At 37.3% G+C, this 17,186-nt stretch carries 17 protein-coding genes; 1 reads left to right on the top strand and 16 read right to left on the bottom strand.

Annotated elements, in window-relative coordinates; translation table 11 throughout:
- Positions 1–146 precede the first annotated feature (146 nt).
- On the top strand, positions 147–1,001 hold the full coding sequence (locus tag ACHUFV_RS16500) for a HipA family kinase (RefSeq protein ID WP_394236017.1): 855 nt from the start codon (positions 147–149) through the stop codon (positions 999–1,001).
- Positions 1,002–1,051: 50 nt separating this feature from the next.
- Here ACHUFV_RS16500 and ACHUFV_RS16495 read toward each other — a convergent pair whose 3' ends face one another.
- From ACHUFV_RS16495 to ACHUFV_RS16420, 16 genes are all read right to left on the bottom strand, one after another.
- Positions 1,052–1,567 (bottom strand): YehS family protein, encoded by a 516-nt coding sequence (locus tag ACHUFV_RS16495; protein ID WP_394236015.1) that lies wholly within the window; start codon positions 1,565–1,567, stop codon positions 1,052–1,054.
- A 31-nt stretch (positions 1,568–1,598) separates the two neighbouring features.
- Positions 1,599–2,450: a DegV family protein gene (locus ACHUFV_RS16490; protein ID WP_394236013.1), complete on the bottom strand. Its 852-nt coding sequence runs from the start codon at positions 2,448–2,450 to the stop codon at positions 1,599–1,601.
- A gap of 112 nt (positions 2,451–2,562) precedes the next feature.
- Positions 2,563–3,852, bottom strand: a complete 1,290-nt coding sequence (locus ACHUFV_RS16485) for an ATP-binding protein (RefSeq protein WP_394236011.1) — start codon at positions 3,850–3,852, stop codon at positions 2,563–2,565.
- 196 nt (positions 3,853–4,048) lie between these two features.
- A complete protein-coding gene (locus ACHUFV_RS16480; protein ID WP_394236009.1) occupies positions 4,049–4,810 on the bottom strand; it encodes an ATP-binding protein in 762 nt (253 codons plus the stop codon).
- 105 nt (positions 4,811–4,915) lie between these two features.
- Entirely contained in the window at positions 4,916–5,326 is a 411-nt protein-coding gene (locus ACHUFV_RS16475; RefSeq protein ID WP_394236007.1) for a LytS/YhcK type 5TM receptor domain-containing protein, read from the bottom strand.
- A gap of 147 nt (positions 5,327–5,473) precedes the next feature.
- Complete coding sequence (gene ald, locus ACHUFV_RS16470; protein ID WP_394236005.1) at positions 5,474–6,607, bottom strand: alanine dehydrogenase; 1,134 nt, start codon at positions 6,605–6,607, stop codon at positions 5,474–5,476.
- A 223-nt stretch (positions 6,608–6,830) separates the two neighbouring features.
- Positions 6,831–7,364 carry an NAD(P)H-dependent oxidoreductase gene (locus ACHUFV_RS16465; protein WP_394236003.1) on the bottom strand — a complete coding sequence of 178 codons (534 nt, stop codon included), beginning with the start codon at positions 7,362–7,364 and terminating at the stop codon, positions 6,831–6,833.
- 166 nt (positions 7,365–7,530) lie between these two features.
- Complete coding sequence (locus ACHUFV_RS16460; protein ID WP_394236001.1) at positions 7,531–8,742, bottom strand: NAD(P)/FAD-dependent oxidoreductase; 1,212 nt, start codon at positions 8,740–8,742, stop codon at positions 7,531–7,533.
- Positions 8,739–9,071, bottom strand: coding sequence for a (2Fe-2S)-binding protein (locus tag ACHUFV_RS16455; RefSeq protein ID WP_394235999.1), 333 nt, complete (start codon positions 9,069–9,071; stop codon positions 8,739–8,741). Before ACHUFV_RS16455 ends, ACHUFV_RS16460 begins: the two co-directional genes overlap by 4 nt.
- A gap of 3 nt (positions 9,072–9,074) precedes the next feature.
- Positions 9,075–9,341, bottom strand: a complete 267-nt coding sequence (locus tag ACHUFV_RS16450; protein ID WP_394235997.1) for a (2Fe-2S)-binding protein — start codon at positions 9,339–9,341, stop codon at positions 9,075–9,077.
- Positions 9,342–9,572: 231 nt separating this feature from the next.
- A complete protein-coding gene (locus ACHUFV_RS16445; RefSeq protein ID WP_394235995.1) occupies positions 9,573–10,367 on the bottom strand; it encodes an aspartate/glutamate racemase family protein in 795 nt (264 codons plus the stop codon).
- A gap of 71 nt (positions 10,368–10,438) precedes the next feature.
- The gene (dapA, locus tag ACHUFV_RS16440) at positions 10,439–11,350 is read right to left on the bottom strand and encodes a 4-hydroxy-tetrahydrodipicolinate synthase (protein ID WP_394235993.1); all 912 of its coding nucleotides are present in this window, start codon (positions 11,348–11,350) and stop codon (positions 10,439–10,441) included.
- Between the two features lie 53 nt (positions 11,351–11,403).
- A complete protein-coding gene (locus ACHUFV_RS16435; protein ID WP_394235991.1) occupies positions 11,404–12,597 on the bottom strand; it encodes an NAD(P)/FAD-dependent oxidoreductase in 1,194 nt (397 codons plus the stop codon).
- 227 nt (positions 12,598–12,824) lie between these two features.
- A complete protein-coding gene (locus ACHUFV_RS16430) occupies positions 12,825–14,345 on the bottom strand; it encodes an aldehyde dehydrogenase family protein (RefSeq protein WP_394235989.1) in 1,521 nt (506 codons plus the stop codon).
- Between the two features lie 260 nt (positions 14,346–14,605).
- Positions 14,606–15,151, bottom strand: a complete 546-nt coding sequence (locus ACHUFV_RS16425; RefSeq protein ID WP_394236142.1) for a DUF2179 domain-containing protein — start codon at positions 15,149–15,151, stop codon at positions 14,606–14,608.
- 190 nt (positions 15,152–15,341) lie between these two features.
- A complete protein-coding gene (locus tag ACHUFV_RS16420) occupies positions 15,342–16,823 on the bottom strand; it encodes an alanine/glycine:cation symporter family protein (RefSeq protein WP_394235987.1) in 1,482 nt (493 codons plus the stop codon).
- Positions 16,824–17,186: the final 363 nt, after the last annotated feature.

Genomic DNA, 17,186 nt, shown 5'->3' with positions numbered 1-17,186 from the left:
CCGGTTCAATATCTTTCGGCTTTGTATTTACTATATATAGGAAAATCTTTTTAGTATTTTCTTGAAATGAGTTTTAAAGAAAGGAGGAAAGAAATGAGCAACATCAATGGATTAGTAAAAGAAATCATCAAAGAAGAAAAAAAGAAATGGAGGAAATAAATTCAATCAATTTAGGACTTTCAAAATACCCCGTTCAGTTCATAGAAACATTACCTGGCGGAACAGCGCATGTTATTCTTTTTAGCGATGGTAATAATTATGTTGTGAAATGGAATGGTACCGAAAGTAGAAGAGCTAAAGAGGTAATCAATGAGTATGTCGTAAGTAAATTGGGTATGTTACTTTCCCTTCCTGTTGTCCCCTTTCAGCCAGTATATATCTCTTCTGAATTCATCAATAAAACCCCTGAGCTGCAATCCACAAGATATTCATTCAATCCAGGTCTGCAATCTGCCTGTTTATTTATCGGGGGCAGTATTACATTAAAGGAAGTCTATACTTCACTTACAGCGAAAACGGAGATACAGAATCACGATATGCTTGGAGCAATGGTGGTGTTTGATCATTGGGTGTTTAACTATGATCGGACATTGCGGAATGTTCTTATGGAACAGCATAGTGATGGCAGTTATTATTTCCACATGATTGATCATGGGAAATGCTTCCCTGGTGGATACACATGGACACCACAAACAATCATCGAAAAGCGAAACAAGAAACTATCCTACAGAGAAACGTACCAATGGATTATCTCCATTCTTAATGGCGAGGATTTTACATCATTTATCGAAAAGATCGCAGCTATTCCACATGAATTAATATATGAAGTCATCCAATCCATCCCTGAAGAGTGGCAGGTGTCAACAGAAGAACGTGCAGCGCTAGTTACTTTTCTCATAGAGCAAAAAAGTAACCTACCGACTCTCATGGAAAGCTTTATTAATCGGTATAGCGGTAATAAGTCTACTAAAAAAAAGAAAAAAAAGACTAGCAAAAACTAGGCGCATGAATTTTCATGCGCCTCATTTAAATGCGGACATGCGGATCAATATTACGACTGAATACCCTGTTCCCTATATTTTATAGCTAAGCCCTTTAGGAAATTTCTAGCGTACCGATCTCCGCACACTTTATAATTCCGATGCCCTTCTTTTCTAAGCACGGCGCTTAGTTCACCCTTTGTTATGGTGACTCCTGCTTTCTCTAATATATCAAGCATATCCTCACTAGTTAATGACAGTGCAATTTTCACTCTCTTAAGAAGGATATTATTTATACTTTCATTTGTCTTGGGAAATTGTGTTGATTTATTAGGTTGTTCTGGTTTTGGATCTTGTTTGCCTCTTTTATAAGTAATAAGTCCATTGAAAAATGACTCTAACATGTTATCACTGCATATATTTGCATAGTCTACATACTCATCATCACTATCACTCGTTTTCGTAAGCATTTCTTTCACTTCTTCTTTTGTTACGATCTTGCCACCAAGGTTGAATATCTCTACCATATCTGCATCTTTTATATCTAGCGCATATCTTAATCTAATTAATATATCATTATTTTCCATTTATAAACCTCCTACAACATTGCATAACTGCTTAAATTTCTAACCCTGCAATCCCAAAGCCCCCAGGTCCAGCATGGGTAGAAATCATCGCACCAGCTTGAATCCATTTTACATTTTTAAAACCAGTTTCTTTTGCCATTTCATCCATCTGCTGCATAATTCTTTCATCAAGTCCGATTGAGTATATCAAATATATTTGTTCTTTATCAATGTCGTATTGATTTATATATTCATGCATGAGTTTTTCTGCAACACTACTCATTTTCCCACGATATTTTTTAGTTGAAACAAGCTTTCCTTCAATTAATTCAATACATGGCTTTATTTTTAACAAAGACGCTCCAAGATAAGCCGCGTTACTTACGCGCCCACCCGCTCTTAAAAATTCTAAGCTACCTGGCATAAAAGCCAGTTTTGATTTAGGGACCTTTGCTTCTATCTTTTTGATTAGTTGAACAGGTTCAATCTCAGGTTGTTTTTCTAACAAAGTAACAGCATACATCACAATAGCAGTTAATCCACCTGTAACGTTCAAAGCATCGATGAGATAAAGATTTTCAAAATTCTCTGCAGCTAGAACTGCATTTTGAAAGGAAGAAGATGCCTTGGAAGTATAACCGATGTGAATAATGATGCAAGCAGGAAAATCCGTTCTTATTTTCGTGAAAAACTCATGATACTCATGGATATTAGTGGCCGTTGTAGTGGGTATTTTTTTTGTACGATCATAATAATCATATATATCCTTTACAGGTAAAGAACCATCTAAATAATCCTTACCATCCATAATCACGTGCATCGGGACTACTTGAACAGCATGTTTTTCTGCTAAATCTACAGGTAAATCCGCTCCACTCTCCGTCGATAAAATAATTCTTCCCATTGTATGTCCCCTTTCAAATCTCGAGCCATCACTGTTCATGCTTTTTTATCATGACCTATTCTAACTATACATTAAAAGAGACAAACACTCAGTTAAACATTTATTTCCTTTGTTACACTTTTTCATTCTCGTTTATTCGTGGTAAAACGATCTCAAGGCTCGTCCCTTTCCCTACTTCACTGTTAACTTGTATGGAACCATTCATGGAATGAATAATACTGAAGGATACCATCATACCTAAGCCTGTTCCCTTTGCACCTTTTGTAGTGAAATATGGTTCTCCCAAACGTTTGATTTGTTCCTCTGTCATGCCTATTCCTGTATCCTCAATCATTACAGTAACTTCATCTTTTGTTGGTTGAATCTCGATATGCAACGTCCCTCCGTTCAGAATGGCTTCAATACCGTTCTTGGTGATGTTTAACAGGCACTGCTGGAACGATTGACGGTTTCCTTTCACATATGATGAGCATAGTCTTGACGTAATTTCCACTGCGTTCATATTCGCCAAAGGACGAATGACTTCTATTACATGTAGACACTCTTCTTGTATATCAAATATTTCCTGCTTATCATCTAAAGGTTTGGCAAAGGTTAAATAATCGGTAATAATTTTCTCAGCACGATCAAGCTCACTCATAGCAATCGACACATATTCGTCCTTTTTCTCCATAGATGAACTCTCTAACAAAAGCTGCATAAAGCCTCGACTCACGGTTAATGGATTCCTTACTTCATGTGAGATGGATGCAGCTAAGTGACTAATTAATTCTATTTTTTCTGATTGAATGATTCGTTGTTTCATACTGATCATGCTGTTCATTTTCTCAAAGGCATAGGTGACAATCCCAGTACCTACTACATGAAAAATAATGAAGATACTAAAGATATAGATAATATTCATTTGAGAAAGATCATTATCGATCAATAGATTTTCCGTAGCCAAAACTAAATAAACAGCCAATATCAGAGTAGAGGCATAAAGTGCTAGAAACATCGACCATATGACTTTTTTTCGGATATTCCATGTTACGTATTTTTTAGAAAAAATAAGACTAATTATAATAATGGAGATACACATACTAATTGCCCCGGCAATCCCAGCACCACCGATAATGAGTCGATACCCTAGCGTGATAATCGCCAATGGAATTGCTGCATATACCCCACCGTACAAGACACCAATTAATAATGGGATTTGCCGTAAATCCACAATAAAATTATCAGTCAGTGAAACAGTGAAAGACATACTAAAAATAACACAAATAGATGTGCAAACAACGAGCATTATACGTTGTTCCTTCATTGTCCGTTTCTTTCGGTCCAACCAAAACTGATATATAAACAAAATGACCAAGATAAAGAGTAAATGATTAAATAAAAATAGAATCTGATCTTTCATCGTTTATGCTCCTACGATAGGGTTTTCAAAAATATAGAATAACTAAATTTAATCATTTTTGCCACATAATGTAAATAAAATTCGCAAAATTCGACATTTATTGCCGAAAAATCTTGTTTTGAAACATTTATTGTACTGTAATTAATAATAAAAACCTAATCTTCGATAAACAAAGATTAGGTTTTTCAACTATTTATTAGTCCTTTTGTAGCAGAAAGACTGGAAGGGCTAAACTAAATGAGGTGCCTTTACGGGGTTCACTACTTACATGAATGGTACCATTCATTCCTTTTATGATACTATAAGAAACCATCATTCCTAGGCCAGTCCCTTTTTCTTTAGTGGTAAAGTACGGTTGTCCAAGACGATTGATTTGTTCTTGAGACATTCCAACACCTTGGTCACTAATATCAATCTTGACTGTACCTTGAGAACTATACAAGTGAATTTGGAGCTTACCCCCTTTTGACTTCATCGCTTCAATTCCATTTTTCATAATATTGATTAGACACTGTTGGAATTTTTTACGTTCACCATTCGTCATATATTGCTTTTGCTCCGAATCCTTGATTATTTGTTCTATTTCAACTCCGTTCATTGTTGCTAGAGGACTAATCACATTGATAGCTTGTAGAATTTCTTCATTAATATTAATCTTTTCATTTTTTTCTATAGCTGGTTTAGCGAAGGTTAAATAATCATTAATAATATCAGTCGCTCGATCTAACTCTTTTAAAGCAATACTAACGAATTCTTTTCCTTTTTCAGTTGAAATCTCAGCAGAAATTAATTGCATAAAACCTCTGCTTACTGTAAGTGGGTTCCTAACCTCGTGTGAAATGCTAGCCGCCAAGTGGCTGACCATTTGTAATTTTTCTGACTTAATTAGATTTTGTAATATGCTGGAGTATGTACGAATTCCCTCCCATAAAATGGTTGAAATAATAATTCCAAACATATTAATACTGTAAAACTCAAAGATAAATAAGCCTGTTAGATGCTTTGAGAAAAAAACGGCTTCAAATACTTGAGATACGGTGATCCCAACGACCAGTATAGCTAATTAAAGTAAAAGCTTTCGCTTCAAATTCATTTTTAAATAATATTTGGAAAGGGCACAAATGCCAATTCCGATAGTAATAGTAGTTACAGATCCAGTATAAAAACCCATCCCTCCCATTAAATAACGAATAAAAAGAACGATACCTATTTGTGTTAACACAAGTTTATAACCACCATATAGACCACCTAAAATAAATGGAACATAACATAAACTCCAAATATCATCCTTATCCGAATACACTGGGAATATCATACATAATACAAGTGAGACAAAAGGGAATAAAGCTATTTGCCAACTCTTTAATTCTTTTGAACGATAGGCATAGACAGCTATATATAGGATTTGTAATAAACAGAGAGCTAATAGTATAAATAGAAAATTGATCAGCAATTCCTTTGTAACAAGATCCATATGAGCATCGTTTCCTTAGTTTAAGTAGTATGATAGTAAGATAATGCATGATATGAACAAATTTTTGAACGATAAAATTCGAGAAAATAAAAAATGACGCCCAAAATGGATGCCATTTTTTATTCTCTTTTAACATATAAAACTTAATTAAATACTAGCTAATTCCTTTTTTAGAGCATCTTCAACGTTCGTGTAGCTATAACCTAAGTCTTTTGCTACTGCTTCATACGTAATTTCTCCCTTTGCTACGTTAACACCGCTTTTTAATGCCTCATTTTCAGAAATTGCTTTAAATACACCTTTATTCGCAATTTGTAATGCATAAGGAACAGTTACATTCGTTAATGCGATTGTAGACGTTCTTGGAACAGCTCCAGGCATGTTGGCTACTGCATAGTGAATCACACCGTGTTTTTCATAAGTTGGATTGTCATGTGTAGTAATGTGATCGATTGTTTCTACAACACCACCTTGGTCAATCGCTACATCTACAACAACGGACCCAGGTTTCATCGCCTTTATCATTTCTTCCGTTACTAGTTTAGGAGCTTTTGCACCAGGAATTAATACAGCACCAATCAAAAGATCTGATTCTGCTACAGCTTCTGCAATGTTAAATGGATTAGAAATTAACGTTTTGATTTGGTTACCAAAGATATCATCTAACTGACGTAAGCGCTCTGCACTTAAATCAATAATCGTAACATCTGCGCCTAAACCGATAGCCATCTTAGCAGCGTTTGTTCCGACAACACCGCCGCCAATAATCGTCACTTTACCACGGCTCACCCCAGGAACTCCCGCAAGTAGAATTCCTTTTCCGCCATTGGATTTTTGTAAAAATTGAGATCCAATTTGTGCAGACATACGACCAGCTACTTCACTCATTGGCGTAAGAAGCGGAAGCGTGCGATTAACTGTAACTGTTTCATATGCGATTGCGATAACACCTTTATCCTTAAGAGCCTGAGCTAATGCTGGCTCAGCAGCTAAGTGTAAGTAAGTGAATAAAATCAGACCTTCACGGAAATAGTCATACTCGCTTGGAAGAGGTTCTTTTACTTTCATAACCATTTCTGCTTGAGCCCATACATCTGCAGCCTGTCCAATGATCTCAGCTCCAGCGTTAGTGTAGTCTTCATTTGTAAAACCACTCCCAACTCCAGCCTCACTCTCAACTATTACTTTATGACCAGCATTTACAAAAGAAATTACCCCAGCTGGAGTAAGGGCCACACGGTTTTCGTTATTTTTAATCTCTTTAGGTACTCCAATAATCATTTTATTACCTCCTAATTAAGTAACTTTCTATACCTGAAGTATACTCATTTGTGTTTTATACTTCATTAGACACTATGTAAAACACTTATTAGAACTTAAGCTACATTTTGGTTGTTAATTATTAATCCATTAGATTACTTACAAATTGTATAATTAAAAAACGGATATCTCCTTTTGAATAGGAAATATCCGCTCACTGGATTCAAATGATAGATTTGCCGAATTACTCAAAGATATCTTTGGAAAAAATATGATTGACATAGGCTTGTGCGCTTTCTTTTAGTTCTTCATCAATAGCGGTATATGTTCCGTTAAAAATATAGGCAGGTAAAAACTTCGTACCTATTAAATTACTAGTCGCTTGGAAAGGTTTTAACAGCTCGCTCATCGAATAGTGATTTCTACCGCCAGCTTGATATCTTTCCTTTGCACTGCCCGTTGATACGGCTAATATTAACTCTTTGTTATGCAATTTATCTCCTTTTGAACCATAAGCCCAATCATGTGTAAGTACCTCATCCTGCCACTTTTTTAGCAGCGGCGGTGAGCTATACCAATAAAAAGGGAACTGCCAAACAATTCGATCATGTTCTTCACATAATTTTTGCTCTCTTTCAATATCGATTCTTTCGTCTGGATATTCTTTATATAGTTCATTTATGGTTATATTCGGATGCTTCTTTAATTCTTCCAGCCATGTTCTATTTACAACAGACTCTTCAATATTGGGATGTGCTACAATGACTAAAACCTTCATCTATCTATCCTCCATGAAATGAATTTTAACCGTTTAGTTTAACTTCAAATAATTTACTATATGTAAATGCATGAAAATGCCCGCATTAGTTATTATTCTAATACGGGAAGTCTATTTTAAATAGCATACGCTTGGTAAAATCCTGATATACAAAAAACGATCAGCCTTAGATAGAAACTTTTGCTTCAGAATATTCATTAAAGTTATGGTATAATTGCGATCTTGCGTCTTCAATACCAGGCTGAAACTGTATGAGCGCCTTACGTCTCGTTTCCTTCACATTTTCAATGGCTTCTTGAATTTGATTATCCATGCGATTGGATGAAGTCTTCCGTTGAGCTGCAATCGATAAACCTGCTACTTTTCCTTGTGCCATCGCCACCTTTGCACTTTCCACACCTGTGATGTTGCCTGCTACGTATAATCCCTTCAGGTTGGTCTGCATTCTTTCATTATGTAGAGGAATGTGTCCACCTAACTGAGGAATATGCCTAAAGGAGCAGCCTGCAACTGCCGCCAGTTCTGAAAGTGGAGTAAGACCGCCTGCAATACAGACAAAATCGACTGGTACTACTTTTTCTGTCCCAGGAACAATCTCACCTGTTGCCGTTATATCTGCTATACGTACACCATCCACTTGATTATCTCCAAGTATTTCAATCGCAGCTTTGCGAAGTTGAATAGGAATACCCCACATTTTAAACCCATTTTTCGGATACAAACGTGCACCTAGTTTTGGGTTGACTAATTTTCCGCCAAAACGTATTAACGGTGATGGAGCTAGATGTGCTAATCGTAAAAGAGATTCCATGTTTTTCTCTGGGTTAGAAGCATTACCAGAAATAAGACTCGGCTGCGGAAGGATTATCCCCTTAATGTTTACACCGCATAATTGAAGCTCTCTTGCAATCGCTACAGATAATACGTTAACACCAATAATCATCCCGTTCTCACCGGGTTTGACACGATGTACATTTCCCATTACCTGTGCAGCTCCTACAGACATAACACCAGGAAGAGTCCATCCAGGAATAGGGATAGCGGTCTCTGATGCACCTGTAGCAAGAAGGAGCGATTTAGCCTTGATGCTCGAACCGGTTGTATATAAACACCATCCACTATCTAATTGCACTAAATCATATACGGATACTCCACATTTGATAATAACTCCGAGTTGAATCGCACGTTTAAACAGCTTTTCCGCCTCGGTAATCCCGTTCACCCATTTACCATCTGGCTCCTCATGCAGCTGCCCCAATAAACGTCCGCCAGGTTTGACAAATTCATCTATGATAGTCACTTTTAAACCATTTTCAGCTGCTGAAATGGCTGCACTTAAACCAGCTGGACCGGCACCGACAATAGCTAAATCAATCATACCTTACCTCCTCGTGATGTCATTGTACGAGACACATTTGATTCAATAATCATATTGTTTTCAACCGGAGTTAAACATGCACGAACGGAATTTTGTCCATTTACTCTTACCCGGCATTCAAAACAATGACCAATGTTACAATAAATTCCTTTTGGTGTACCTTTATCCTCATGACGACGTAAAGTCCGAACCCCGGATGCAAGCAAAGCGGAGGCGATGGTATCTCCTTTATATGCTGTGAATTGCTTCCCTTCAAATACAAACTTAAGCTTCTGTCTTTGCCCCATATTTCCAAGAACAGGGTGCTGATCGACTCTCATAGAATTCATATGTTATTGCCCCCCTAATACGCCAAATGAAACGGGTCTAACCGGAGGACGATAGCTAAGTGAAACTTCGTTAGAGACAGAAGGTCCCCCCAATTGTTCTACTATTTTATCAATCATACAACGACATGTACGTCCACCACATGGTCCCATACCCGCGCGTGTTCTTAACTTTATCTCACGTGCAGAACAATGATACTGCTTAACCGTTTCTTTAATTTCTTGGATTGTAACTTCTTCACATCTGCATATAACGGTTTGGTCTTCGCTCATAACTTTCTCCCCCTTACTTCTTTCATGTAATCCTTACGTTCTACAATCAAATTCGCCCGTCGAATTTGCGTCCGGATTTTTATCGAGCTCGCTCGATAAATTACCTTAAAAAATCCGAGACATCCGCCGGAGGCTTAACTTCTTTCAGCTGGGTTTAATCACCCACTGAATCGAAGAGCCATTTGCATTAATTCCCCACTTATAGAAGTGAAGGGAATCTGCTGAATGAAGTTAAATAAAACCATGATAAGGCTTTTGGCTAGTCGCAAAATGAGCCCATTTAATCATGGTAATGAAATCAAATACCGGTAATTTAACCGCTCTTTGGATATCAGCTGCATATGGAGGCAAATCACTGCATTCTAGTAGTATGGCTCCAATATCAGGGTTTTCATTGACCATTTTTACAGCTGCATCCACTACTTCTTTTCTTACCTTTTCGTTATCAAAAGATCCTCTGCTTTCAATAATAGCCGAGAATTCAGGCAGCCTTCCTAAGTCTCTTACTACACAAATACTAGGATCATCTATCCCGCAGCTTTTAAAAAGTTCGGGAGTAATCCCATGTGCATCTGCAGTCAACATCCCAATTTTCTGAGAAGGCTTTAACCCGGTTTTAATCCAAGGTACTTGAACAACACTTGAAAGATAGACCGGAATATCTACAGCTGCCGCTACCTTGTCCTGGAAGTTACCAAAAAATCCGCATGCTGCACAAATGGCACGTGCTCCCTCTGCTTCAAATTCCTTAGCCGCTTTGATAATATCATCTAGTAATGTAGGGTCTCCTACATGAATTCTATCTTGCGTGCAATTTGGGACTACTTTAAGCCTCACAGGGAAATCATACGTACCTAAATTGGCGACATTTCCAGGTAAAACAGGGTACCAACATTCGTCTAAAAAAAGAATCCCGACAGAATATCCTGCTATATATTGGCCTTTCTTCATATGAATGATAGTGCTTTCATTTCCCTTTCCCAAATATCCATACTCCCGTTCATTGGTCGATACTTTAGAGTTCATATATTAATTCCTCCTTAAAGTTTCAGAGAATACATCTGTATTCTCTGAAACTAGTTATAATCTTATATTTTTTATACTAATGAATTCACTTCATATCCTAACTTTACTAGCTGTTCTGCAATCTGTGCTTTTAGATCCTCAGTAGGTTGTGTTAAAGGCTTTCTTACTTTTCCGCCTTTGATTCCGATCATGTCCATACCTGCTTTTACCGGACCTGGATATGGGTTACCTTCTGCTTCCATTAATCCATAAATGCCTGATAGTTTCGCATTCAATTCACGCGCAGCAGTTAAATCACTCTTCTCAACTGCAAGCTCATATAATGATACAAGCTCCTTTGGAAGCAAATTGACGAGGATTCCAAAAGCACCTTGTCCGCCAATTGAGAAAGTAGGAAGAATGAAGTGCTCCTCACCAGTAAATACAGTAAAGTTTTCTACATCTCTTGTTAAAGTTAATACCTGACAAAGGTGACCAAAATCTGCAGACTCCTTAACAGATACAATGTTTTCTTCCTGGGCTAACTCATAAATTAGTTCAGGCGAAAGTTCAACACTTGTTGCTCCCGGGTAATTGTAAATCACGATTCCAACATTTGATTTTGCCGCGATTTCCTTGAAAAATTCACGAACTCCTTCTTCACTTGTTTTATGATAATATGGAGCAAGTACTAGTCCCCATGTTGCGCCACATTCTGCAGCAAAGTTTGCAAGTTCAATTGTTTCCTCAGCAGTAACGCAGCCAACACCAGCCATAACAGGTACTCTTCCAGCTGCATATTCACAGCCAGCTTTGATTAAGCTTTTACGTTCCTCTACTGACATCACATGGTATTCTCCAGTTGTGCCTCCTACTAGCAGGCCATGAACGCCATTTTCAATTTGAAAGTCGATTACTTTCTTATAAGATTGAAAATCAATTGTTTCATCCTCATTTAATGGTGTAATTAATGGTACGAAAATTCCTTTAGGTGCTGTTGTCATTATTTATTCCTCCTATTATTAACCTGTTATTTTCATTGATAGGTATTTTTTTATTAGGCGTGTGCAGCCTGTTTTTTCTTGTATCTAGAATAATTCAATTTATCGATGTTAAAGTCTGTCGGCTCACCTGTAATAAGCTGCGCTACCATTCTTCCTGTAATAGGAGACATGCTAATTCCATCTCCTTCATGTCCGCTGGCCATATAGAACCCCGGTACTTCTTCCACTTCTGATACAATTGGAAGGTGATCTTCTACCCAAGGTCTTACTCCTGCATAAGCTCGTATGCAGTTAAGTTCTTTTAAGATAGGCAAGAAGCGAATCGCTCTTTCTGCTATGGCATTCATGACTTCAATTTCTGCGCGAATGTCATATCCTTTAAAGGCTCGATGTCCTCCTACTAAAAAGTTATTTGCCTCAGTAGGCTCAATAGTAAAAGCGACATTATGCTTTTCAACTAATTCACTTACATTTCTCTTAAATTGAATATCTTCAAATTTAGATAACATATATCCAAATTCATGAACTTTTTGGCTCGCTATCTTTAACGGAGTTTTCTCAGATATTAGAACCATGCCTTTTCTTGGCTTAATTGGAATAGGGATTCCAACCATATCTGCAATTTTTGGAGACCATACACCTGCACAATTGACAATCCTTTTTGTTTTAAAGGATCCACGGTCGGTTACTACACTTTCGACCCTTCCTTTGTTGTCGAGTGTGATATCCTGAACAGCATGATAATCATAAACTTTCAAGCCCAGCTTTTTTCCTTCTTCGACAAACGCGTAACATAATTTATATGGGTTCATAGACGAATCTACCTCTGTCCAAATTCCCCCTGCTAAATCATCCGCTAGATAGGGTTCTATCTCTTGTAATTGATTTCTATCGACCATTCGCATATCATAACCAGCTTTAGCTTGTTGGGAAACATAATCTCTAGCAATTTCTAATTCTTGTTCTGTTTCACAAACATAAAGGCTGCCACGGGATGAAAATTCAAAGTCAACCGAAAATTCTTTCGCCAATTGTTTAAAAAGTTGAATACTAGCATAGCCGATTTCTGTATCAATCCCAGGTTTTTTATCACAAATTAATGCGACTGCATCACATCTACTAGAAGTTCCCGATGCCACACCGCCTTTTTCAATTAAGGCAACCGCCAAACCTTTTTTAGCTAGATGATAGGCTACGCTAGAACCGATGACGCCAGCCCCAATGACAACAACATCAAAGCTATTCATATATGCACCTCCTCATTCATACAGACAATTTTATTTAGTAAGTAAAATATAATTTTTTTAAGTTAGATGAATGTCTAGCTCCAGCCCCTAGCTCCTAGTGGACTTCCCGCTTCTTCAGCAACGATTGCGTCAACATCGATTCGCACTGTCGTGCTCATCGTGTTTCCTTTATCTCAGTCAGAATCGGTCCAGTCCATACGGAGCTGAGCAAGGCGCTTCCCCTTTTCCTATTTCCCTTCAAAAAAGTCTGATGGTTGAACGTTAAGACTGATGTTGATTTGCTTGGTTAGAAGATATTCTTCAAAACCATAAGTTCCTAAATCAGCCCCAATTCCACTTTGCTTATAGCCAGCCCAAGGAGCCTCATTAAATGTTGGATGATACGTATTAATCCATGTAATACCGGCACGTAACCCGCGAATTACACGTTGGGCTTTTGCTCCGTCGTTTGTGAAAACGGCACCCGCTAAACCAAACACGGTTCCATTAGCTAATTCAAGTGCTTCCTCTTCTGTCTTAAAGGTTTGAATCACTAACACCGGACCAAAGATTTCTTCTTGAACAATTCTCATATTCGGTGTTGTATCACCAAAGATGGTCGGTTCAACAAAGTAGCCGTTTACTAAGTCTCCATCAAGAATGCGATTGCCTCCACAAAGTAATGTAGCTCCCTCGTTTTTACCAATCTCGATATAGTTCAGAACGTTGTTCATATGGTCTTCAGAAACAAGCGGCCCCATTTCAACTCCTTCTTGCCATCCTGGACCAACTTTAATTTTCTTTGCCCGTTTGACTAATTCAGGTACAAACGTATCGTATAGGCTTTCCTCTAACACTAAACGTGAGCCTGCTGAACATACCTGTCCTTGGTTCGCAAAAATAGCGTCTAATGCATAAGTAACGGCCGTTTCAAAATCCGCATCGGCAAACACGATATTCGGAGATTTCCCACCTAATTCTAAACTTATGTTTTTCACAGTATCCGCTGCTGATTTCATTAACATGATTCCTGTATCCGTACCACCGGTAAAGGAAATTTTGTCAACATCAGGATTTGACACTAATTCGGATCCCACTTTACTTCCAGACCCTAACACTAAATTCACAACACCTGGTGGAAAACCTACTTCATCAATGATTTCAAACAAGCGTATAACAGAAAGTGGTGTCTGCTGGGCTGGTTTTACGATTACTGTACAACCTGCCGCAAGAGCTGCTGCAATTTTTTGATTGGCCATTACTAACGGATAGTTCCATGGTACGATGATTCCAACCACTCCGATTGCTTCACGAACAACCATGGCTTGAATGTCATCTGGAACATCATAGGTTTGTCCATGTGGCTTTGTAGCTAATCCCGCATAATAGCGTAATTGGTTGACCGCATCTTCCACGTCACCCAATGACTCTCTTAACGTTTTTCCGTTATTTAATGTATCAAGGTAAGCAAACTCTTCTTTTCTTTCTTCTAATTTATTAGAGACTTGGAGAAGAAGTTCGGCTCTCTCTCTAGCACTACTCTTTATCCATCCATTTTTATAAAATGCGTTTTTGGCAGCCTCAATTGCCTTTTTGGCATCTTCTGCTGACCCATAAGTAACGGTTCCAATCACTTCCCCATTGGCAGGGTTTATCACACTACTCGTTTGACCTGATTCACTTAGTACCCACTCACCATTTATGTACATTTTTTGAGTAGTATTATTGCTTATTAAAACGGATTCAATTTCTGCTTTTTCTACAATCATTGATGGCACCTCTTTATATAGTATTAAAATTATAAAATTAGAAATTTTGTAACTATTTATTGATTACATATTACATTAGGTCTTAATTCACTTCATTGGACAGTGTGTCAAATCTATCACTGAATTTATTTAACATATCCTCTAAGAGACCGATCTTATTAGTCATAATGTCCTTTTTGTTCATGATGGCTAAATAAAAAGGACTGTGAGGTAGTTTAGCAACTAACCACACAATCCTTTTTGTTCGTTTCGTAATAAAGTTACAATTGTTTCACAGTATTGCTTTTTTTCCAATGCTTCTTCATACCTTTAATTAGGTAACCACCTTTAAATTTTCGAGGTTCATAAGAGATGATGAATGCTCTTGGCTCGTACTCTTCGATTAAATCCATCACTTCATTTTCCCGGTTTCTCTTTGTTAATATTTCTAATTGAAATCTTTTACTATCACGTCCCATCCCTTCAAAGACGGTAACCCCGAATCCTTTATTTCTTAATAAAGCTATCAGTTCATCATTCATTTCCATTAAATTCACAACTAAACAAGTGTACCCAATGGCTAGCTTATTTTCTATCCGTGAACCAATAAATAATCCTACACCAAAACCTATAGCATAAACGATCATTTCAGCAATGCTTTGGTGACCCGAAAAAACTAAGGACAGACCGAATACATAAACGAGTGCCTCCAGTATTCCAAATGTTGAAGCAGCTACACTCATATTCTTTACTAAAAAAATCGTCCGAAGGGTTAAAATAGGGACATACACCAATTGAAGAGCAAAAATTAGCAGAATATTTATCACCATAAATAACTCCTCTCATCCTATTAAGCTTATATGTAAAATGTCATTCCAATATTAGTTTATTCATTTGATCATGCAAAGAATACTATTCTTACACTTGTAATCTTGAAGTATTATGCACAAAAAAACAGACTCCCTTCAATGAAAAGTCTGTTCAAAATGACCTACATCTTAATTTACTGATTGGCTATTAAGATATGGATTTTTTTTGCTTTTTTGGCTGATTATGTTCAAGTACCTTGTATTCTTCTTCCCAAAAGTCTGCCCCAGTTATTCCTAGCTTGACAGGATCAAATACGGGATTTTTCCCTGCCTTTTTCTGCATTTCATAGTCCTTTAATACTTTTAATGCTGTTTTTGTAAGGAGAAGAATGACAGTAAGGTTTACCCAAGCCATCGCTCCCGTACCTAAATCCCCTATCGCCCAAACCAAAGAAGCTGATTTAACACTGCCATACATGACACTTGCAAGTAAGAAAACCTTCAATACATGATTGGGCCAAGCTGATTTTATTTTTAAATTATCTCTAAGAAAAGCAAGATTTGTCTCGGCTTTATAGTAGTAAGATATTAGTGTTGTAAAGCAGAAGAAAAACAAAGCAATAGCAAGAAAAGCTGCACCAAAACCAGGGAATATTGAATTAATAGAAAGTTGTGTATACAAAGATGGAGCCACTTCTCCAAGTTTATTTGTAATAGGTTCCATTCCTTCTGGTTTCACATCGTACATTCCAGTAATAAGGATCATAAATGCCGTAGATGTGCAAATTAAAAAGGAATCAATGTAAACAGAAAGTGCTTGTACTAAACCTTGTTTTGCTGGGTGGGATACCTCTGCAGCACCAGATTCAAAGGTTTCACTACCTAAACCAGCTCCCGTTGCATAAATACCTCTTTGAACTCCCCAAGAAATGGCTGCACCCAATAATCCTCCAAAAGTTGCATTTAAATCAAAAGCACTAGAAAAGATTAAGGAAATAACACTAGGAATGCTAGAATAATTCATGGCAAGGGTGATTAAGCAAACGATGACGTAACCAATAGCCATAAACGGAACAATGATCTCTGCAGTTTTCGCTATTCTCTTAACACCCCCAAAAATAATCGTTCCTAGTAAAACAACCACAAGGATACCCGTTATAGTTGGTGATATTCCAAAGGCATCATTGATTGATAATGCAACGGTATTGGCTTGTATACCCGGCCATAATAGGCCCATGACAATCAATGTGACAATGGCAGATAAAATGGCAAACCACTTTTGTTTTAATCCTTTTTCAATATAAAAGGGAGTACCTCCTCTGTATTCACCATCTATTTTTCTTTTATATACTTGTGTAAGTGTGATTTCAATGAACGAAATCGCACTCCCGAAAAATGACGAAAGCCACATCCAGAAAACAGCACCAGGTCCTCCTAATGCAATCGCTGTAGCTACACCGGCAACATTACCTGTACCAATTCGGCTTCCCAATGACATCATTAACGCTTGAAAAGAATTTACTCCAGCCTTTGAACTCTCGTCCTCAGCAGCTAGCTTTATCATCTCTTTAAAAAACCTTACTTGTACAAAACGTGTGAGAATGGTATACAGCAAACCTACCCCTAAGAGCAAATAAACTAGTACTGGACTCCAGACATATCCATTTAACCAATTAATCATTTCATTCATCAAATCCCCCCTGATTAGTGTATTTCTAAATTAATAGGTAACCTAAAATTACTAATATTCAGTAAATTATTGTAAGCATCTTTACTAATCCTTTAATGGTTGTCTTGAAACCTCTTATCCTCTCCTGTTATTAAATTCTTCTGTTGAAAGCACTCTCAATTTTTCTATAATTGATGCTTGGCTGCCGTTCTTTATCTAAAAATAATCTATTTTCCGAATACTATCATTAGACATATTGTTAAACGTTCATAACTATTGCTTTTACATTAAACCCTGTAAATAAAAAAGAGCAGGTCGCTTTTAAAACGTCTGCTCCATTTGATTCTATTATTATTTCTAAATATTTAACCACCATCAATGCTA

Origin of the sequence: Niallia oryzisoli, assembly GCF_043641075.1 — a bacterium.
GTDB lineage: Bacteria > Bacillota > Bacilli > Bacillales > Cytobacillaceae > Bacillus_BD > Bacillus_BD oryzisoli_A.
This window is presented reverse-complemented; position numbering and strand designations above follow the sequence as displayed.